Annotated in this window: 18 protein-coding genes and 1 pseudogene; 13 read left to right on the top strand and 6 right to left on the bottom strand. The window is 70.0% G+C overall.

The features are described 5' to 3' along the window. Positions 1 to 56: 56 nt before the first annotated feature. The 11 genes from ACFYZ4_RS28765 (at position 57) to ACFYZ4_RS28815 (ending at position 12,505) form a co-directional block, all read left to right on the top strand. Complete coding sequence (locus ACFYZ4_RS28765) at positions 57 to 887, top strand: alpha/beta fold hydrolase (protein ID WP_384343602.1); 831 nt, start codon at positions 57 to 59, stop codon at positions 885 to 887. A gap of 71 nt (positions 888 to 958) precedes the next feature. Beyond that, the gene (locus ACFYZ4_RS28770) at positions 959 to 1,753 is read left to right on the top strand and encodes an SDR family oxidoreductase (RefSeq protein WP_384343599.1); all 795 of its coding nucleotides are present in this window, start codon (positions 959 to 961) and stop codon (positions 1,751 to 1,753) included. Between the two features lie 69 nt (positions 1,754 to 1,822). Beyond that, a complete protein-coding gene (locus ACFYZ4_RS28775) occupies positions 1,823 to 3,010 on the top strand; it encodes a beta-ketoacyl-[acyl-carrier-protein] synthase family protein (protein ID WP_390785214.1) in 1,188 nt (395 codons plus the stop codon). After that, a complete protein-coding gene (locus ACFYZ4_RS28780; protein WP_390785215.1) occupies positions 3,007 to 4,194 on the top strand; it encodes a beta-ketoacyl synthase N-terminal-like domain-containing protein in 1,188 nt (395 codons plus the stop codon). Before ACFYZ4_RS28775 ends, ACFYZ4_RS28780 begins: the two co-directional genes overlap by 4 nt. Before the next feature lie 61 nt (positions 4,195 to 4,255). Continuing rightward, on the top strand, positions 4,256 to 5,308 hold the full coding sequence (locus ACFYZ4_RS28785; RefSeq protein WP_390785216.1) for a 3-oxoacyl-ACP synthase III family protein: 1,053 nt from the start codon (positions 4,256 to 4,258) through the stop codon (positions 5,306 to 5,308). Then, positions 5,305 to 6,381 (top strand): beta-ketoacyl-ACP synthase III, encoded by a 1,077-nt coding sequence (locus tag ACFYZ4_RS28790; protein ID WP_351286194.1) that lies wholly within the window; start codon positions 5,305 to 5,307, stop codon positions 6,379 to 6,381. Before ACFYZ4_RS28785 ends, ACFYZ4_RS28790 begins: the two co-directional genes overlap by 4 nt. A gap of 2 nt (positions 6,382 to 6,383) precedes the next feature. Further along, positions 6,384 to 6,638, top strand: a complete 255-nt coding sequence (locus ACFYZ4_RS28795; protein WP_384343592.1) for an acyl carrier protein — start codon at positions 6,384 to 6,386, stop codon at positions 6,636 to 6,638. A gap of 44 nt (positions 6,639 to 6,682) precedes the next feature. Then, on the top strand, positions 6,683 to 9,634 hold the full coding sequence (gene aroA / locus ACFYZ4_RS28800) for a 3-phosphoshikimate 1-carboxyvinyltransferase (RefSeq protein WP_390785217.1): 2,952 nt from the start codon (positions 6,683 to 6,685) through the stop codon (positions 9,632 to 9,634). After that, positions 9,631 to 10,815 (top strand): acyl-CoA dehydrogenase family protein, encoded by a 1,185-nt coding sequence (locus tag ACFYZ4_RS28805; RefSeq protein WP_351286199.1) that lies wholly within the window; start codon positions 9,631 to 9,633, stop codon positions 10,813 to 10,815. Before aroA ends, ACFYZ4_RS28805 begins: the two co-directional genes overlap by 4 nt. After that, entirely contained in the window at positions 10,812 to 11,645 is an 834-nt protein-coding gene (locus ACFYZ4_RS28810) for an SDR family oxidoreductase (protein WP_351286201.1), read from the top strand. The genes ACFYZ4_RS28805 and ACFYZ4_RS28810 overlap by 4 nt, the downstream gene beginning before the upstream one ends. Positions 11,646 to 11,857: 212 nt before the next feature. Further along, the gene (locus ACFYZ4_RS28815; RefSeq protein WP_351286202.1) at positions 11,858 to 12,505 is read left to right on the top strand and encodes a VTT domain-containing protein; all 648 of its coding nucleotides are present in this window, start codon (positions 11,858 to 11,860) and stop codon (positions 12,503 to 12,505) included. Between the two features lie 394 nt (positions 12,506 to 12,899). Here ACFYZ4_RS28815 and ACFYZ4_RS28820 read toward each other — a convergent pair whose 3' ends face one another. The 3 genes from ACFYZ4_RS28820 to ACFYZ4_RS28830 form a co-directional block, all read right to left on the bottom strand. Next, positions 12,900 to 14,255, bottom strand: coding sequence for an MFS transporter (locus ACFYZ4_RS28820; protein ID WP_390785218.1), 1,356 nt, complete (start codon positions 14,253 to 14,255; stop codon positions 12,900 to 12,902). A 50-nt stretch (positions 14,256 to 14,305) separates the two neighbouring features. Then, entirely contained in the window at positions 14,306 to 14,965 is a 660-nt protein-coding gene (locus ACFYZ4_RS28825; protein ID WP_390785219.1) for a TetR/AcrR family transcriptional regulator, read from the bottom strand. Between the two features lie 174 nt (positions 14,966 to 15,139). Beyond that, on the bottom strand, positions 15,140 to 15,883 hold the full coding sequence (locus ACFYZ4_RS28830; RefSeq protein ID WP_390785220.1) for a lysophospholipid acyltransferase family protein: 744 nt from the start codon (positions 15,881 to 15,883) through the stop codon (positions 15,140 to 15,142). A 409-nt stretch (positions 15,884 to 16,292) separates the two neighbouring features. Here ACFYZ4_RS28830 and ACFYZ4_RS28835 point away from each other — a divergent pair, with 409 nt between their 5' ends. Then, positions 16,293 to 17,066 (top strand): 4'-phosphopantetheinyl transferase family protein, encoded by a 774-nt coding sequence (locus ACFYZ4_RS28835; RefSeq protein WP_390785221.1) that lies wholly within the window; start codon positions 16,293 to 16,295, stop codon positions 17,064 to 17,066. Between the two features lie 144 nt (positions 17,067 to 17,210). On the opposite strand, the gene ACFYZ4_RS28840 is transcribed toward ACFYZ4_RS28835, so the two are convergent. The 3 genes from ACFYZ4_RS28840 to ACFYZ4_RS28850 form a co-directional block, all read right to left on the bottom strand. Further along, positions 17,211 to 17,366 (bottom strand): hypothetical protein, encoded by a 156-nt coding sequence (locus ACFYZ4_RS28840; protein ID WP_390785222.1) that lies wholly within the window; start codon positions 17,364 to 17,366, stop codon positions 17,211 to 17,213. Then, positions 17,363 to 17,635, bottom strand: a complete 273-nt coding sequence (locus ACFYZ4_RS28845; protein ID WP_390785223.1) for a hypothetical protein — start codon at positions 17,633 to 17,635, stop codon at positions 17,363 to 17,365. Before ACFYZ4_RS28845 ends, ACFYZ4_RS28840 begins: the two co-directional genes overlap by 4 nt. Before the next feature lie 318 nt (positions 17,636 to 17,953). Then, the gene (locus ACFYZ4_RS28850) at positions 17,954 to 18,853 is read right to left on the bottom strand and encodes an ABC transporter ATP-binding protein (RefSeq protein ID WP_390785224.1); all 900 of its coding nucleotides are present in this window, start codon (positions 18,851 to 18,853) and stop codon (positions 17,954 to 17,956) included. A gap of 129 nt (positions 18,854 to 18,982) precedes the next feature. Between ACFYZ4_RS28850 and ACFYZ4_RS28855 the strand changes: the two are divergent. Continuing rightward, positions 18,983 to 19,573, top strand: a pseudogene (locus ACFYZ4_RS28855) (response regulator). The last annotated feature ends 280 nt before the right edge of the window (positions 19,574 to 19,853 follow it).

Genomic DNA, 19,853 nt, shown 5'->3' on the forward strand with positions numbered 1-19,853 from the left:
ATTTCGATCCCCACACTTCCGAGAATTCGTCCGAAGCGCTCCGTAGTGGTGGCCTGATGGGTGCTCAGCAGACGGAGGGATCTTGGATCCGCCGCGATGCCGGGCCGTACGCGGACGAGGTTCTCGTTCGCAGGACAAGGCAGGCGTCGGCAGGCGAGCCCGTTCGCGTTCTGGCGCTGCACGGGCTGGCCGGGACCGACACCGTATGGCGCGACTGCGCACGGATCGCGGCGCCCGAAGTCGAGTTCTGGGCGGCCCTCATGCCCTGGGGAGCCGCCGGCAAGGAGACCTGGAGCCACCGGGGCGATCCGGCCGCGTGGATCGGACAGGCACTGGACGCGGTGCCCGGCGGGGTGGACGTTCTGATCGCACACTCTTTCTCCACCGGGCTCGCCCTGGAGTCCCTGGCCGCCATGGACCGCGCGGTGCGTCCCGGAGCAGCTGTGGTCGTCGCACCGTTCCACCGACGCAGTCCGCAGGACTTCGCCTGGCACACCGCGACCCACTACCTGAACTCGTACCACGGCTTCCTCGGCGAATGCCTGCGCGTCAGCTCCAAGCGGCCCCTCGACGACGACGTACGCCGCGACATGGCGCTGCGTGTCCGTGACCGTGTGGGGGCGTACGGCTTCCTGCGCTTCTTCGAGACCTACCTGCGCAGTCCCTTCCTGGACACGGCAGCCCTCGATCTGCCGGTGCTCGTCGTGGCCGGTGACGGGGATCCGTTCGCGCCGCTGGACGACGCCCGCGGGCTCGCCGCGGCGCTGCCCGACGCACGGTTGCGCGTCTTCCAGGACTGCGGCCACCTGCCGATGGAGGAGCAACCGCAGCGGTTCGCCGCGGCCGTGGACGACCTGATTCGCGAGACATTCCCTTCCGCAGGGTGAGACGGCCGGCAAGGCGCCGCGGAAGGCGGCCGACCCAAGGGCATCCGCCCGGCACACAGTGAGAGGTACACATGTTGACTTCGGCCAAGGGAACTTGGTGTCTGATTCTCGGCGCGTCGAGCGGGATGGGCCGGGCCACCGCGCTGGCGATGGCGAAGGAGGGCGCGAACGTCTTCGGCGTTCACTTCGACTCCGCGGACAGGCTGGAAGCGATCGACGAACTCACGGATGAACTCCGTGAGCTGGGGGCGCAGGTCTCCTTCCACAATGCCAACGCCGCCAGCAAGACGACGCGGGCGGAGCTGGTGGAGAAGCTGACGGAGGTCACCGGAGGCGCCGGTGTGCGGGTGGTACTGCACTCCCTTGCCTTCGGCAGCCTGCTGCCGTTCATCCCGAGCGACGGCGAGCCGAGCGTCATCACCCCCCGCCAGATGGACATGACCAGCGACGTGATGGCGCACAGCCTCGTCTACTGGGTCAGGGACCTCCACACCGCGGGGCTGCTGCCGCGGGGCGCCAAGGTCTTCACCCTGACCAGCCACGGTGACAACCGGGTCATCTCGCACTACGGAGCCGTGTCGGCGGCCAAGTCCGCGCTCGTCTCGCATGTGCGGCAGCTGGCGGTCGAACTCGCTCCCTCCGGCATCGCGGTCAACGCGCTGCGGGCCGGCGTCACCAAGACACCCGCGCTGGAGCGCATCCCCGGCTGCGACGACCTCATCCAGCGGGCGACGCAGTCCAATCCGCACGGCCGGGCCACCGTCCCGGAGGACATCGCCGAAGCCGTCGTGCTGCTGTCGGCGAGCGACTCGTCGTGGCTCACCGGAAACGTCATCAGCGTGGACGGCGGCGAAGGGCTGGTCTAGGAGGACGAGGGCACCACACGAGGGGAACCGGAGAAATTGGTTGCACACGGGCAGTCCACAGCGGTCGTGGTGACAGGGGTCGGCGCGCTGACGCCGATCGGCACTACGGCCGGGGAGTTTTGGGACGCGGCGGTGAGAGGGACGGTCGGTACCGGACCCATCACACTCTGCGACGTATCGGGCTTTCCCCACCGAATGGGGGGTGAGGTCAAGGGGTTCGGCGACGCGCGATCGGCTCTTCCGCGCAGCACACAGCTGGCCGTGGCCGCGAGCCTCGCGGCGGCCGCCGATGCCGGTGTGCGGCCGTGGACCTCGGACCCGGCCCGCGCCGGCGTCTGCATGGGCACCCTGCTCGGCAATCGCGCCGCAGTGGAGGCGGGCGTCATGCGGTTCCACCGCGGTGAGCCGTCGGCCGACACGGACGGGCTCTGCTCGGCTCCCCCGTTGGTGGACCTCGCCGACGCCGCATCTCGAGAACTCGGCTTCATGGGCCCGAGCTCGGTGGTCAGCAGCGCCTGTGCCTCCGGGAACAGCGCGCTGGCGTACGCCGCGGACACCATCAGGGCCAACCGTGCCGACCTCATGATCGCCGGCGGGGTGGACGAGATGTCGTCCGCGCTCCTCATGCTGTTCACCAGCCTGCGATCGCTCGCGCCGGACGTGGCCCGGCCGTTCGACCGCAACCGTGCGGGACTGCTCGTCGCCGAGGGCTCGGCCGCGCTGGTGCTGGAGTCGTACGAGCACGCCCGCCGCCGCGGTGCACGCATCTACGCCGAGCTCTCCGGCTGGTCCAGTGCCTCCGACGCCTACCACATGACTGCGCCGCACCCCGAGGGGCGCGGTGCGCGGCGCTCGATGGAACGGGCTCTGGCGCAGGCCGGCGTTCCGGTCGACCAGGTCGACTACATCAGCGCGCACGGTACGGGCACCGCGTCGAACGACCGGGTCGAAGCCCGCGCGATCCGGGATGTCTTCGGTGCGCGTACTCCGGCGGTCTCGTCGCTGAAGGGGGCGCTCGGACACGCCCAGGGCGCAGCAAGCGCCATCGAGGCGGTCGCCTGCGTACTGGCCATACGTGACGGGGTGATCCCGCCGACGGCCAACCTGGCCGACGTGGACCCGGAGTGCGCAATGGACCTCGTGTCCGTCGAGGCCCGTGAGGCGCGCGTGGACGTGGCCGTCAACAACGCCTTCGGATTCGGTGGCAACACGGGGTGCACCGTCTTCACCCGGTTCGGTTCCAGGAGGGCTCGATGACCCGTTCCGTGGCCATCACCGGAATGGCCGTCGCCAGCTCGCTGGGTGCCGGACTGGACGCGACGTGGGAGGCCCTGCTCGGCGGCAGCACGGCCGTCGCCACCACGACCTACGGCGGCGGCCCCTTCCGCGGGTCCGGCTTCGCCGCGGTCCTTTCCTCCGATCTGCCGGAGGTACCGGCGTTCGAGAGGAAACGACTCCGCGCGCTGAGCCGCGAATCCCTGCTCGTCTCCCGGGTGGGGGCGCTCGCCTGGCAGGATGCCGGCCTCGACGTCGGCGGTGCGCCGACGCCCGCCGACGTGGGCGTCGTCCTCGGGACCACCACCGCCGGACTCGACGACTATCTGCGGGTGCTGCAGGACGGCGTGACCCACGGCCCGGCACTCGTGAGTCCGTCCTCCGGCCCCCAGGCGAGTCTCAACGCCGTGGCCTCCGAACTCTCGGTCTCCGCACGGGCGGAGGGCAGCATCGTGACGGTCACCGCAGGACGCTGCTCGGGCAGCCACGCGTTGGCCGTGGGTGCCGATCAGGTGCTCACGGGCGCGGCGGAGGTCGTTCTCGTCGCCGCTGTCGAAACTCTGGACCCCACGGCCGCCCGGGTGGACCGGCCGGGGACGGGGCCCTTCTCCGCGGAGGGCGGCGGCGCCGTGCCGGGAGAGGCCGTTGTCGTGCTGGTGCTCGAAAGCCACCGCAGGGCGCGCGACCGCGGTGCGCGGGTGCTCGCCGAGGTGCTGGGCTGGAGCACGGTCAGAGGCGACGCCGGACAGGACACGGCGGTGCGTGCCGCGCTCGCGGCGCTTCGCGAGGCCGGGCTCGACGCCGACGACATCGGCCTCGTCTGCTCCTCGGCCACGGGCAGCCCCGGGGTCGACGCTCCAGAAGCACGCGCCCTGCACGAGGTGATGGGTCCATCCGTACCCGTCTTCAGCCCCTTCGGGGCGCTAGGCGACTGTGCGGGCGCCAGCGGCCTGGTGCAGCTCGCGCTGACGGCGCGCGCTCTGGAGGCCGGCCTGGCACCGCTGACCTGCGGGTTCACCCGATGGGATCCGGGCTTGCCGACGATCGGCGTCGCCGCTCGGACGCAGCAGGTGCCTCTCGCTCCCGCACTGGTGCTCACCACCGATGCCGGGGGACAGGCGGCGGCCCTGGTGCTCCGTCCCCCAGCTGCCGGGGGCGCGGCGTGAACAGGTGCCGCGCACGCCGAACCATCTGAACCGGCTCATGGAATCGAACAGGAAACCTTGAATGGACATATTCGGAACACCGCTGGCGCGGTCCTGGGGCGTGGGAATTCGGGCGGTCGGCGGATATCTCCCCGAAAAGGTGGTCAGCAACGCCGACCTGGAGGAGATCCTCCTCACCCGGGACGACTGGATCAGGGAAAACATCGGCGTGGAGACCCGCCGGATGGCCGCCGAGGACGAGTGGACCTCGGACCTGGGGGCCGCCGCGTTCAAGGACGCGTGCGCCCGGGCGGGCGTCAGCCCGTCCGAGGTGGATCTCGTCATCTGCGGAACCTACACACCGGACAACATGGCACCGCCCACGGCGATGCGGGTGATCGAGAAGGCCGGCGCGCACGGCGCCACCGGATTCGACATCAACAGCGGGGCCTGCCCGGGAGGCGTGTTCGCGCTGGACGTCGGCGCCAAGTACCTCGCCTCCGGGGAATACCGCCGGGTGGCCGTAGTGCTCGCCGACGTCAACACCCGGACCATGGACTGGAAGGACCCTGGACCGGCGGTGATCTTCGGCGACGGCGCGGCCTGCTACCTGCTGGAGCGCTGCCGTCCCGACCGAGGGGTGGGCCTCACGCTGCTGCACAGCGACCCGTCCCGCTACGAGGCGGTCTGGGTGGCGCGCGAGAAGCGGACGCTGCGCGACGGCCGCCGGCTGACCAGCGCCTTCGGCGACAACTTCGCCACGCTCTCGGGCAAGGCCGTGCACGACTTCGCTGTCGGTGAAGTGCCCAAAATCATCCAGGAGTTGCTCGCGCGGGCAGGACAGGACGTGTCGGACGTCGACCTGTTCGCCCTGCACCAGGCCAACCTCTACATCGTCCGCGGCATCATGGCCGCCCTTGGCGTGCCGGACGACCGTACGGTCACCAACGTCCAGAAGTACGGCAACACCTCGGGTGCCAGCGTCCCGCTGGTACTGCGGGAGGCGGACGACCTCGGCCGGCTCTCCCCGGGTGACCAGGTGGTGCTCGCCGCGTTCGGTTCGGGCCTGAGTATCGGCGCGGCGCTGGTCCGCTGGTGTGGGCCCGAGGACTTCGAGGGGGCGGCGACCGCGTGAACACCCCCTTGTCAGAACACGGTTCGGCGTTCCGGGGAGCCCTGACGGGTCTGCTCGGCATCGGCACGTACCTGCCGTCGCGGCAGATCACCAACGAGATGATCTGCGAGCGGATCGACAGGTCGGACGAATGGATTCGCAGCCGCTCCGGGATCCGGTTCCGCTACTGGGCCGAGCCGACGGAGACGGTGGAGTTCATGGCCGCCACGGCCGCCGAGCGGGCCTTGGAACACGCCGGGATCGCCGCCTCCGAGGTCGGCTGCGTGATCGTGTCCACCGTCTCCCACCTGCACCAGTTCCCCTCACTTGCGGCCGGCGTCGCGCACAGGATCGGCGCCGCGGCACCGGGCGCATTCGACATCTCGGCCGGGTGCGCAGGCTTCAGCTACGGGCTGTCGCTGGCATCCGACATGGTTGCCGCCGGGAGCGCCCGGTACGTACTGGTGATCGCCGTGGAACGGCTCTCCGAACTGCTCGACCACGAGGACAGCGGCACCGCTTTTCTCTTCGGCGACGGAGCCGGCGCCGCCGTGGTCGGCCCCTGCGACCAGCCGGGCGTGGGCCCGGTGGTCTGGGGTTCCGACGGCTCGCACAAGGAGACCATCCGGCAGAGCCACTCCTGGGCGGCGCTGCGCGACGCGCCCGCCCCCGAGTGGCCGGTGATCACCATGGACGGCCGGGAGGTGTTCCGGTGGGCCGCGTATCAGCTCGGCCCCATCGCCGCTCGGACGTTGGAGCAGGCCGGTGTGACCGTCCGGGACCTCGACTCCTTCATCCCGCACCAGGCCAACATGCGGATCATCGACGAACTGGTCAAAGAGCTCGGGATCCCCGACCACGTGGCGGTGGCCCGCAGCGTCGAGATCCACGGCAACACCTCCGCGGTGTCGATCCCGCTCGCCATCCAGGAGCTGCTCGCCTCGGGCCAGGCCAGGCCGGGCGGGCTCGCCCTGCTGCTGTCCTTCGGCACCGGCCTCGTCTGGGGCGGCCAGGTCGTCCGACTGCCACCGGCGCCCACCGGACCGCCCGTACAGGCCACTACCGCGCCGGCCCATCCGACCAAGGAGAACTGATCATGACCGCTGTTCAGAGCGACACCCTGCAGGTCCTCAAGGACATCCTCGACGAGGTCGCCGGTGTTCCGGCCGAGGACATCTCACTGGAGAGCTCGTTCATCGACGACCTGGGCATGGACTCGCTGACCATCGTCTCGGTGTTCGTCCTCATCCAGCGCCGCTTCGGCACCGATGTGCCCAACGACGTCTTCGACCGCCTCACCACCGTCGGGCAGGCCGTCGCCTACCTGGAAAACGGTGAGATTCCGGCCTGACCGGCCATCCTCCGTCCCGACTCAGAGAGCCGGAAAGGCAGTTCATGCATCTCATGGTCAGGCCGACCAGAAAGCCGCTGCGCGGCGAGCTGCTGGTCCCCACCTCCAAGTACCACGTGCACCGCGCGCTGATCCTCGCCTCGCTCGCCGAGGGCACCAGCCGGATCAAGGGCGTCTCGGACGCCCGCCACGTGCAGTACACCGTCCGCATGCTGCGCGACCTCGGTACCCGGATCAGCGTCGAGGGCGACACGTACGTGGTGCAGGGCGGCCGCTACCGGCCGCGTCGGCAGACCGTCTCGGCCGGCAGTTCCGGCACCACGCTGTACCTCATGCTCGGCCTTGCCTCCCTGGCGGAGTCCCCGATCACCGTGACCGGGCAGAAGTACTTCCGCCGCAGGCCGGTCGGACCGCTGCTCGACGCGCTGCGCCAGCTCGGGGTCGAACTGGACTCGGCCGACGGCTGCCCGCCTGTCCACCTGACCCCGGGCCGGCCCACCGGAGGCCGGGTGGTGATACCCGGCACGTTGTCGCAGTGGATCTCGGGGCTGCTCCTGCTCGCACCCTTCGCCTCCGGCCCCACCGTCGTGGAGGTGTCCGGCGAGCTGAACGAGCGCCCGTACGTGGAGCTGACGGTGGCCATGATGCGCCGCTTCGGTCTCCAGGTGACCGTGTCCGACGACTGGCGGCGGTTCGACATCGCTCCGGGGCAGAGCGCCCGGCCGACCGACCTGACCCTTCCGCCGGACCTCGGCTCCGCCGCGTTCGGGATCGCGGCCGCCGCCATCCACCCTTCCGACGTACTGCTGCGCGGGATCACGCGGCTCGACGGCGACTCGGCCGACCACCCGGAGATCGGCTTCCTCGACGTCCTCCGGCGCATGGGGGTGCCGATGGCGGTCGAGGAAGAGGCCGACGGTGTCCGCATCCGCCACGACGGCATCCGGCTGCGCGGCACGACCGTGGACTGCCGGGAGGTCCCGGACATGCTCCCGGTGCTCTGCACCCTGGCCGGCCTGGCCGAGGGGGAGACGGTCTTCGAGCACATCGGGCACGTTCGGTTGAAGGAGTCCGACCGAGTCGCCGCGATGCTCCAGCTGAACGCGATGGGCGCCGACCTCACGGTCGAGGGCGACCGGCTGCGTGTGCGTGGGGTGACGGCCTTCACGGGCGCGCGCGTCTCCTCGTACAACGACCACCGGATCCTCATGTCGCTGGCACTGGCCGGCACGAAGGCACACGGCGTCACCACCCTCACCTACCCGAAGGCCTACCAGATCTCTTACCCGGGATTCCTGGAGGACCTGACCGGCCTGGGGCTGCGGATGTCCGTCGAGCCGGGGCCCGCTGTCACTCCGCCCGCCTCGCTTCCCGAGCAGCTGCGCCACTGGGCCCAGCACCGCCCGGACGGCACCGCCCTGGTGGACGTGCGGGACGGGTGCGACGCCGAGATCTCCTGGCGAGAGCTCGACGAGCGGGTCGACCGCGCGGCCGCCACCCTGCTGGCCCTCGGCGTGCAGCCCGGCGAAGCGGTCGCGTACCAACTTCCCAACTGGGCCGCGTTCGTGGAGATTTCGCTCGCCGCGCTGCGAATCGGCGCCGTCTGCTGCCCGCTCATGCCGATCCTCCGGCAGCGGGAGATGGCCTTCGCGCTGCGCCGCTCCGGCGCGCGCGTGCTGCTGATCGCGGACAGGTTCAGGAACCGGGACCACCGCGGGGAAACCGCGTCCTGGTTCGCCGAGGACCCGGCAGGCCGGGCCCAGGTCCGCCATGTGGCCGTGGTCTCGGCCGACGGGGGAGCGGTGGAACTCCCCGCCGACGGCGAGGGACTGACCTGGTCCGACTGGGGCGCCGCGACCGCCGCCACCCCCGTCGACACCGTGGCGCTCGCCGCTCGGCAGCCGGCCCCCGACGCCCTGGCGCAGTTGCTCTTCACCTCTGGGACCACCGGTGAGCCGAAGGGTGTCCTGCATCGGAACGACACCCTCGGTCACGCCGTCCGGCTGCAGGCCGAACGGCTCGGACTGGATGACCGCGACGTGGTCTTCATCCCCTCGCCGCTGGCACACCAGACGGGTTTCCTCTACGGGATGTGGCTGGCCGTCGCCCTTGGCGTACCCCAGTTGGTCCAGGCGCACTGGAACCCGCGCACCGCCCTGCAGGCGGTCGTCAAGCACGGAGCCACCTTCGTCCAGACGGCCACGCCGTTCCTGGCCGACCTGGTCAAGGAGGTCGAGGCGGGGGGCGGGGCCCCGGAGACGCTGCGGACGATCGTCGTGGCCGGAGCCGCCCTGCCGCGGAGCCTGGCCGACCGGGCCACCACCGTCCTCGGCACGACGGTCTGTGGCGCGTTCGGCACCACGGAGACCTGCTTGGGATCGCTCTCCGCGCCGAACGATCCACCCGAGAAGGTGTGGGGCACCGACGGCCGGGCCATGCCCGGGGTCGGGCTCAGGGTGACCGACGACGCGGGACGGACGCTGCCGGCGGGGCGTGAGGGCAACTTCGAGCTCCAGTCCCCGACCTGTTTCGTGGGCTACCTGGACCGCCCCGACCTGACGGCCGAAGCCTGGACGAGCGACGGCTGGTACCGCACCGGGGACCTCGCCGTCATCGATTCCGACGGCTACGTCCGCATCACCGGCCGGATCAAGGACGTGATCAACCGTGGTGGGGAAAAGGTTCCCGTCGCCGAGATCGAGGAACTGCTGCACCAGCATCCGTCGGTGGACGAGGTCGCGGTGGTCGGCACACCGGACGAGCGGCTCGGCGAACGCGCCTGCGCTTTCGCGGCGCTCGTCGACGGCGCAGACCTCGACCTGGAGGCGATGCGCAAGTACCTGGACTACCGCCAGGTCTCCAAGCACTACTGGCCGGAACGTCTCGAGCTGGTCGACCGGCTGCCTCGCAATCCGGCCGGCAAGGTCCAGAAATTCGTTCTCAGGCAGCGGGCCGAGGCCCTCTGCCCGGCACCACTCGAGGAGCAGAAGGCATGACCATCACCGAGGTCGCACCGGCGGCGCCGGGCATCGCACCGGCCGAGTTCGAGCAACTGCGGGCCGAAATCGCCGCGTACGTTGCAGGACCCGCCGAGGAGTGGGCCCACCGGATCGAGAGCACAGGTACGGTCCCCGAGGAACTCTGGACCGAGCTGCGCGAGCGCGGCTACCTGTCGCTTGCCGCTCCCCGCGAGTACGGCGGGCGCGGTCTTTCCTTCCCGCAGTGGATGGACGTGATGGAGCTGTTCTCCCGCTCCCACGGCTCCCTGCGCATGGTGGTGCACGTGGTCAACGGGACCTGGCGGGCGATGGACCAGTTCGCCACCCCCGAACAGCGCGAGCGGTTCGTGCTGCCTGCCATCGCCGGCCGGCTCAAGGTCGCCTTCACGCTGACCGAGCCGGACGCCGGCTCCGGCGCCGACATCCGTTCCAGCGTCGTTCGGGAAGGCGACACGTACTACCTGACCGGCACCAAGCACCTCATCACCTTTGGCGTACGGTGCGACTACTGGCTGCTGGCAGCGCGGGTGGCCGGCAGTACCGGACACGAGGGCACCGTCGCCCTCATGGTGCCGCGGGACGCGGCCGGGGTGACCGTCGAGGACACCTCACAGACCATGGGCGTCACCGGCACGGACCACGCCCGCCTGACCTTCGACCGGACGCCGGTCCCGGTGGCGAACAGGCTCGGTGCCGAAGGGGACGGCCTCGCGGTCGCGTTGGGCGGTTTCCTGACACCTTCACGCATCTCGGTGGCGATGAGCTGCGTGGGGCTGGCCCGCCGCGCCCAGGAGCTGGCGCTGGAGTACGCCCGGAACCGGGTCACCTTCGGCCGGCCGCTGACCTCGCGGCAGGCGCTCCAGTTCATGCTGGCAGAGAACGAGGCGGACATCGAGGCGGCGAAGCAGCTCACCCTGCACGCGGCCCGCTGCTGGGAGGCCGGGGCAGACGACGCCGCGATGCTTTCGTCGATGGCCAAGCTGACGGCGGTCGACATGCTCGGGCGGGTCACCGACAAGGCGCTGCAGATACACGGCGGTTCCGGCTACTGGAAGTCCAGCCCGATCGAGCGGGTCTACCGGGACGCCCGCGCCCAGCGCTTCGAGGAAGGCACCAACGAGATCCAGAAGGCCGTCGTCTTCCGCGAGCTCCTGAATCGTACGGAGGCGACCCGATGACCGCGCGGAAGACGAAGTCCCAGGACCGTGTGGCGCTGATCACCGGCGCCTCTCGCGGCATTGGGCGGGCGCTCGCGCTCACCCTCGGCCGGGACGGCGCCACGGTGGTGGTGAACTACAAGAAGAACGCCGACCTCGCCGAGAAGACCGTGGCCGAACTGGAGGAAGCGGGCGGCCGGGGCCTGGCAGTACAGGCCGACGTCGAGACGGTCGAGGGCGTGGAGAGCCTCTTCGCGACGGTGAAGGCCGAGTTCGGGCGGCTCGACTACTTCGTCTCCAATGCCGCAGCCGGCGTCTTCAAGAACATCCTCGACCTGGAGCCGCACCATCTGGACCGTACCCACGCCATGAACCTGCGGCCGTTCGTGCTGGGCGCGCAGCAGGCGGTCCGGCTGATGGACGACGGCGGGCGGATCGTGGCCCTGTCGAGCTACGGCAGCATCCGCGCCTACCCGACGTACGCCGCCCTCGGCTCGATGAAGGCCGCCATCGAGTCCTGGGTCCGGTACATGGCCGTTGAGTTCGCCCCGTACGGCATCAATGTGAACGCCGTCAACGGTGGCCTGATCGACTCCGACTCCCTGGAGTTCTTCTACGGGGTGCCGGGGATGGCAGACATGGCCACGGTGCTCGAGCGCATCCCGAAGGGACGGCCGGGCTCGGTCCAGGAGGTGGCCGACACCATCGCCTTCCTCCTCTCGCCGGGGGCCGAGTACATCACGGGCCAGACCCTGGCGGTGGACGGCGGGCTGAGCGTGATCGCCCCGCCGTTCTTCGCCGACACCTCGGCGCCGCTCATCCTGGGCGAGCGACCCACCGCGAAGGGGTAGGTGCTGGAGCGCGTCCTCCGCCCGTGCCTGTCGGGCCGACCCGGTGGTGCTCGCGGCCGGGCGCGACCTCGTCCGCGAGCAGGTCACGGAGACGGCCGGTGAGGTCGACGAGCTCGGTCGGCATCCGGCCGCACACGACTCATCTCCACCCGGTGCCGCCGAACAGGGGCGGCACCGCCACCCACACCGACTTTCATTGAGGGGGGGTCCACATGGACCTTGCTGTAAACGTGTTGGACGCCCAGTCGCTGATCACGGCGTTCGGACTCATAGGCATCCTGGCCATCATCTTCGTCGAGACCGGACTGCTGATGGGCTTCTTCCTGCCCGGCGACTCGCTGCTCTTCCTCGCCGGGGTCGGTGCCTCAGGAGCGGCGGCGGAGGTCTTCGGCCGCCCCGACTTCCACCTCTCGCTGCCCGCGCTGCTGATCGGGGCGCCCGTGGCTGCGGTCTGCGGCGCACAACTCGGTCACCTGATGGGCGCGCGGCTCGGACCGAAGCTGTTCGCACGCCCCAACTCGCGCATGTTCAAGCAGGCGCATGTCGCGCAGGCAGAGACGTATTTCAAGCGGTACGGCGCCGGGAAGGCCATCGTGCTCGCTCGCTTCGTGCCGATCGTGCGCACCTTCCTCAACCCCGTGGCCGGACTCCTGGGCGTGCGGGGAGGCACCTTCTTCATGTGGAACGTGATCGGCGGAATCGTGTGGACGGTGGGGATCATCCTGCTCGGCTACCGACTCGGCGACTCGCTCAAGGGCAGCATCGACGACTACATGCTCCCGGCGATCGCCCTGATCATGATCGTCTCGTTCTCGCCCGTGCTGATCGAGGTGATCCGTGCCCGTCGTACCGCTCGCTGACGCACCATCGGGTGCCTGATCCAACCACTGCACACAGGCGTAGACGGCGTCCTGATCGCGGATCCCACGGGGGTCCTCGAGAAGGGCGTCGTCTACGCCTGTGTGCAGTGGCAGCACCCCGGCACGGTCGGGCGGACCGGCCAGGTGCTTGCGCTGCCCACGTCGCGTCAGATCAACGTCGCTGCTCAGGGCCGGGTGTCCAGGACTGGGCCGCGGGTACGGCTGGCTTCGAGGCTGCCCGTCGACACTTCTTAAAGACGCCTCACTCCTTAAAGACGCCTCAGCTGCCTGGCCATGTTCGCCCGCGTCTTCCTCGCCGGCATGGAACCACCCTGGTGATCGCCCGGTCCGAATTCCTCGGGCCGGGCGATCTCCGCTGTGCGAGGGACCCGGATCAGTTCGCCACTTCCACAGTGCGGGACGCTCTCGAGGGGAGCAGCCATCCCGGCAGCGCGGCCAGGGCGGCGATCGCGGCCAGAACGAGCAGAGTGTGCCCCAGTCCGAGGGAGACAGCCGGGCTCGAGGCCGTTGCCGGTAGCTCGCCGTAGGAGGGTTGCACCACCATCATGGTCGCGGCGACGGTGATACCGAGGGTTGGACCGATGTTCATCGCCGTCTGCTTGAGCCCGCCGACGACCCCGGCGTAGCCGGCAGGCGCATCGCCGACGACGGTGCCGGTGGCGGTGACCATCACGGTGGCGAACCCCGCGCCGAGCACGGCGAAGGAGAGGCCGGTGATCCACCACGTGCCCGGCGATTCGATCCGGACCAGACCCACGATGCCGAAGGCGACGAGGAGGGTACCTGCGATCGCGCAGCGGCGCGCGCCGTACCGGCTCAACGCCCCGGCGGCGGCAGGGGCACCGACGACCATCAGCACGGTCATCGGAAGGACCCGCAGTCCGGCTGCGAACGGGTCGAGCCCGAGAACGTCTTGGAGGGAGAACGTGCCCACGAACAGGGCGCCGAACATGCCGCTGGTGGTGAGGAGCAGGATCACCATGGAGGCCGTCACCGGTACGGACCGCAGCACGGCAGGGGGCACGATCGGGTTCGCGGTGCGGCGTTCGTGCACGACGAGTGCGACGGCAAGTCCCGCGGTGGCGACGAACCCCAGGAGCGTCGACGCCGAGCTCCACCCGCCGCGGGGAATGGCGCCAAGGGTGTGGACGAAGACCGTGAGCGTGGCCGCGAGCAGGGCCGAGCCCAGCAGGTTGAGCCGCTGGCGATCGCCGCCGGACGGCGCCGGAACCCGAACGAAGAGCACGAAGACGGCGATCACGATTGCGATCGGCACGTTCACCGCGAACACCGCACGCCAACCGAAGTGGGTGACGAGGAAGCCGCCGAGGACCGGACCGGTGGCCGCGGCCACCCCGATCGAACTGGTGCGGATGGCCACTGGTGTGTTGAGCTTGTCCGCCGGGTAGGCGAGTCTCAGCAGGGCGAGCGTTGCCGGCTGCAGGAGGGCGCCGAACACGCCTTGCAGGGCGCGTAGTGCGATCACCCAGCCGACGTCGGGCGCGAGCATGATGCCGGCCGAAGTGGCCCCGAAGCCCAGCACGCCGAGGAGCAGCAGACGCTGGTGCCCGTACCGGTCGCCGAGGCGTCCGGCGATGACGAGGAGCGCAGCCACCGCGAGCATGTAGCCGGTGCTGGTCCACTGGACTTGCTCGACACTGGCGCCCAAGTCGCGTTGCAGCTCGGGCTGCGCCACGGTCAGCACGGTTCCGTCGAGTGCGACGATCATCGCGCCGGCGACACTCACTATGAGTGCGAGGCGCTGCCGTACGGTCTCGGTCAAGGTTTCACCGGTCCAAGATGGGTGTCCATAGCCAGAGAGACGAGCGTGTCGAGTACGTCGCTCTCGGCACCGCCGGTCCCGGCGGTGCCGGCGGTGCCGAGAGCCAGGGGCAGGCTGCCCCAGGCCCACAGCTGGGCGATGCCGTGCAGATTGGACCAGAGCAGCCCAGCCGACACGGCCGGCGGGGGCATGTCCCTCGTCGTGCCGAGGGGGAGGGTCTCCCTTTCCTCCTCGCGGTGCCGGGCGACGAGTTCGACGATGATCCCGAAGAGCGGAAGGGTCAGCTCCCGCAGCCGAGGCTCGTCCGATGCATGCCGCTGGCTGTCGAGCAGGTCGTGGCGGAGCAGGAGTTCGAACATGCCGCGGCATTCCAGCGCGTACCCGATGTACGTCTTGCCGAGCATCTCCAATTGGCCGCGCGCTGACGGAATGCCCTTCGTCACGGCGGTGAATCGGTCCTTGAGGTCCGCGAGACCTCGGTGGGCAATGGCGGAAAGTAAAGCATGGTGAGTTGGGAAGTACCGGCGCGGAGCGCCATGCGACACCCCGGCCCGGCGGGCGATCTCCCGAAGCCCCAGCGAGCTCGTTCCCTCGGTCGTCACAAGTTCCACTCCGACATCGATCAGCCGATCCCGGAGGGAGTTCTCACGTTCCATGGACAGTTTCTACATCACAGTCGTAGACAGTGTCTACTGGCGAAGGTCCCGGAGTGGTGCAAGCGTTGAGCTCTCGCACCCGACTTCGCGAGGGCCGGGCCCAGCCCGAGGGTCCGCGCTCACCCCTGGCCCGCACGACGCCACTTGAGGTGACTCGTCGTGCGTGTCCACCCCTCAGCGGGAGGTCGCGGCCGAGGAATCAGCCCCCGGAGTCGGCCGCTTCTCCTCTCGGATCTCCTCCAGCAGCTCCGTCACAGCGTCCATGATCCGTTCGCTGGCCTGGCGCAACACCGGCGCCGTGAGTTCGGCGCCATGGAAGTCGGAAAGGTCAACGGGAGGGCCCGCAGCGACGATCAAAGTGGGGCGCGGCAGCAGACGCCGCCTGCCGTTGCCATAAGGGGGAAGGATCTTGTGCGCACCCCACTGCGCCACCGGGATGACCGGCGTGCCGGTGCTCAACGCCAGCCTGGCCGCACCGGTCTTGGGCCGACCCGGCCACAGATCGGGGTCGGAGGTGAGGGTCCCCTCCGGGTAGATGGCCACGCATCGTCCGCGTTCGAGCGCCGCGACGGCAGCGTGCAGCGCGTCCGCCGCTCGGTGGCTGTTGCGTTCCACGGGAATCTGACCGGTGGCCCGGAGGAAGGCTCCGACCGCCGGCACGCTGAATACCGAGGACTTGACCAGGAATCTGGGCGGCAAGCCGTTCTTGTACTGGAAGTGTCCATAGGCGAACGGATCCACATGTGATATGTGGTTGAGCGCTACGATATAGCCGCCCTGAGCGGGGAGATGGCGGGCACCCCGCCATTCCCTGCGTGCGACAAGCCGCAAGAGTGTACGCACGATCACGGCGCCGAACACATACGTACGACTGGGCCCAGCTTCGGCTGGAGTCGACGACTGGGTTTTTCTCCGCATGGACCCGTTCTACACGAGGACCACTGTCGGTCAGCATGAAATAAGCCGGGCTTTAGCGGCATGCTCTCAGGCGGTTAAGCGGACGTGCTTCAGAGAAGCGCTGTCCAGCCTGGGTGTCCGGCGGTGACCGCGGTGTGCAACCGGTGCAGACGTCGACCTGGTGCGCGGACGCCGTGACCAACCAGATGCTGCGCGACCTGGCGGCAGTACACTTCGTCGACCCAACACCGTCGTCAGGTCATGCCCTTTCCAGGAGTTCGACCGGCTGCGCACCGAGACGGCACGGATCGAGAAGGAAGCGGGGCGCAGGCATTTCCACCACCGGGCAGTTCCGCCTCGTCGAGCGGCACCGCGCGCTGCACGTCGGAGCTCCGGCGATTCACCGGACGGTGCGTTCGGAGGCATCGGTGTGAACCCGCAAGGTCCCCTCACGGGCGCCGAGGTCTGGCTGCTCCCGGAAGCCGAGGTCGACGGGCTGACCGATCAGGCTCGCTCCGTCCTGTCCGCGGATGAGCATGCGCGCTGGAGCAGACTGCGCTCGGACGCAGCACGGCGTCGTCACCTGGGTGCCCGATTGCTGTGCCGCTCTGTTCTGGGCGCCTACACCGGCCTGCCTGCGCGGCAACTCGGCTTTGTGCAGGGCGACTTCGGGCGCCCCGAACTGCTGTCGAACCCGAGCGGGCTGCGCTTCAACCTCAGCCACACCGATGGACTCATCGTCTGTGTGGTGACCGATGGGCTGCTGTGTGGCGTGGACGTCGAGCGTGCGGATGTGGACCCGAAGGTGGTGGGGTACGCAATGGAGCGGCTCACGGCTGCCGAGCGGGCCAGACTGGAAGCTGCTGACCCTGCCCGACGAGCTCGGGATTTCCTTGACGTCTGGGTACTCAAGGAGGCCTATACGAAGGCACTTGGAGCGGGGCTCCAGTACGGCTTCGATGCCTTTCAGCTGGGGCCCGACTCCAGGGGAAAGGTGGTACTGCACGACCCGCGGCTGCCCGGGCACGAAGCCGGTCGCTGGCAGTTCGGGTTGTCCACGACGGGAACCGGGCATCGGCTGGCCGTTGCGGTGCGCCGGCACGGGAACTCGCGCACGCCGCTTCCCGTGCCCCAGCGACTGTTCACGACAGAAGTACTGGTCCGTACTGCCGAATCCCGGACAGTGCCTGGGGCGGCGGACTGAGGTGGGCATCGGGGCGCCTGCGAAGCCGGCGAACAGTTGCCTGGCCAAAGTGGCGCAAGGCCCGCGACGCGGTCGACAACAAGTGCCGGGTCGCCTGCCGGGCCGCCGGCACCGGCGGGTGACCGGACCGAGGACGACGCCGCGTCAGGCGTCCCTGTGGCGCAGCACGTACAGGCCGATCGCGTGGGCCGCCGCGGTCCACGCGGCCACGGTGAGGACGGCTGTCGCCGAGGAGTACGGGCCGTCGCCGCCGACGCGCATGAAGTGGTCGCCCGCTCCGTAGGGCAGGCGGTCGTTCACGGCCGCGAGCGTGTCGCCGCCGAGCCCCAGGAGCACGCTCGGCAGCGCCCACAACAGCGCGACCAGGACCGACAGCGCGCGCCGGCCGGGTGCCGCGCGGCGAAGGCCACGCCGACGGTGAGCACGGAGACGAGCCCCTGGTAGACGCCGACGGCGACGGCCTGCCCGAGGGTCGTGCCCGCATCGAACGAGGCCCGACCGCCGAATGCCGACCAGGCGACGACCGTCCCCACGACGGCGAACGAGGCACCGCCGAAGAACACGACCACGCCCGCCACCAGCGCCTTCGCCGCCTGGACCCGATGCCGCCGCGTTCCCGACGGGCTGGACCGGATGCTCGTTGATGCGGGCGATCGAGGCGTAGTAGAAGATAAAGACTCCGGTGATCACCAGGCCCGCCACGAGGCTGAGGGAGGCGGCCCGGACGGACCACAGCTTCGTCCACTCCGAGGCGACGGCCCCGGCGAAACCGCCGGTCGAGCGCCGTTCCGGCTCCGGCCCGTAGCCCACGGTCCGCCCACCGTCGGTCGTCCCCGCCGTCGTCGTGCTCACCGTCGTCCCCCCTCGTCGATGGTGCCCGTCGCGTACTAGACGCTTCGTGCGGTCAGGTCCATGTACGCCTGCTCCAGAGACACCCGCATGTCGCTCAGCGCATGCAGCCGTACTCCGCAGTGGTGGGCGAGGTCGCCGACCTCGGCAGCGGTCCTGCCCGCAACGGCCACCGTGCCGTCCGCCGCCGTCTCGACGCTCACGCCGTCCACCGCCACCAGGCGGCGGACCAACCTGGACCGCTCCTCCGGATCGGGCACCGAGGCGCGCGCCGACGAGGGCGACGCGGCCTCCAGGAACTCCGCCATGGAGGTGTCGCTCAGCAGCTGCCCCCGCCCGATGACGACGAGGTGATCGGCCGTCACCTGCATCTCGCTCATCAGATGGCTGGAGAGGAACACGGTGCGCCCCTCCGCTGCCTGGTCGCGCACGAGTCGGCGGATCCACCGCACACCGTCCGGGTCGAGACCGTTGACCGGTTCGTCCAGGATCAGTACGGGCGGGTCGCCGAGCAGAGCGCCCGCCACTCCCAGGCGCCCGCTCATGCCCAGCGAGTACGTGCCGGCCGGCCTGCGGGCCGCTTTCGTCAGGCCCACCGTCTCCAGTACCTCGTCCACGCGGCGAGCCGGGATGCCGTTGGACCGGGCCTGGGCCGGCAGGTGCGCGCGGCCGGAGCGGGCCGGGTGGACGCCCCGGGCGTCCAGCATCGCGCCGACCGCCCGCAACGGACGACGCAGGTCCGCATACGGCCGGCCGGCGACCAACGCCCGTCCGCGCGTGGGGTGGTCGAGGCCCAGGATCATGCGCATCGTCGTCGACTTCCCGGCCCCGTTGGGGCCGAGGAAGCCGGTCACCCGTCCGGCACGGATGTCGAGCGTCAGGTCGTCCACGGCCAGGGTGTCGCCGTAGCGTTTGGTCAGTCCTCGGAGGCTGATCACGGAAGTTCCTTCGACGCCAATGGGCCGAAGGGAAGGGGCGCCCTGCCTTTCGTCGGGGGGCTGCGACCCAGGACGGATCCGCGGAACGCGGCGCCCCGCGCGGCGGTGGGACGACCGTAGGCTCGTCGCGTGGAAGAGACGACACCGCACGACCGTCCGGTCCGGGTCCTGGTGGCCGACGACGAGGCGATGGTCCGGGCCGGCGTACGCGCCGTCCTGGCTCGGGACCCACAGGTTGACGTGGTCGGCGAGGCGGGCGACGGGCGCGAGGCCATCGCACTCACCCGCCGGCACCGGCCGGACGTGGTCCTGCTCGACATCCAGATGCCGGGCCTCGACGGGCTGACGGCGGTGGCGCGGCTCCGCGGTGAACCGACGCCGGTCGGTGTGATCATGCTGACGACCTTCGGCCAGGACGACTACATCACCAGGGCGTTGGAGGAAGGCGCGGACGGCTTCCTGCTCAAGGCGGACGATCCGAGGGAACTCCCCAATGGCGTAAGGGCGGTTGCCGCCGGCGGCGCCTACCTGTCGCCGCGTGTCGCCGGCCGGGCTCGGCGCGGGGCTGTCCAACGCGGAGATCGCGAGCGGACTGCACCTCGTCGAGGGCACGGTGAAAGCACACGTCAGCGCCGTGCTGACGAAGCTGGACGCGCGCAACCGGGGGAGGCGGCCATCGCCGCCCACGAGGCCGGCCTGATCCCGCCCAGCCCCCGCTGACCCGTGCCGGGCAATGGCACGTGAGGTGGAGAGAGGTCTAGGCAACACGAAAGGCCCAGGTCTGTGACCTGGGCCTTTGTATCTGAGCGGATGACGGGAATCGAACCCGCGCTATAAGCTTGGGAATCTATGGCGCATGAGCGCCCTGCATGGCGCCTGACCTGCAGGTTCCTGTCTGTCCGACCTTTGGCGCGACTGCCCCTGAGTACCGGTTCTGACCGCTGTTCACCGCCCCGAAGGGCACGGCTGGGGCACACAAGGCTGGTGACCTTGTGAGGCT

The sequence above is a fragment of the Streptomyces sp. NPDC001513 genome, from assembly GCF_042894695.1.
Taxonomy (GTDB): Bacteria; Actinomycetota; Actinomycetes; order Streptomycetales; family Streptomycetaceae; genus Streptomyces.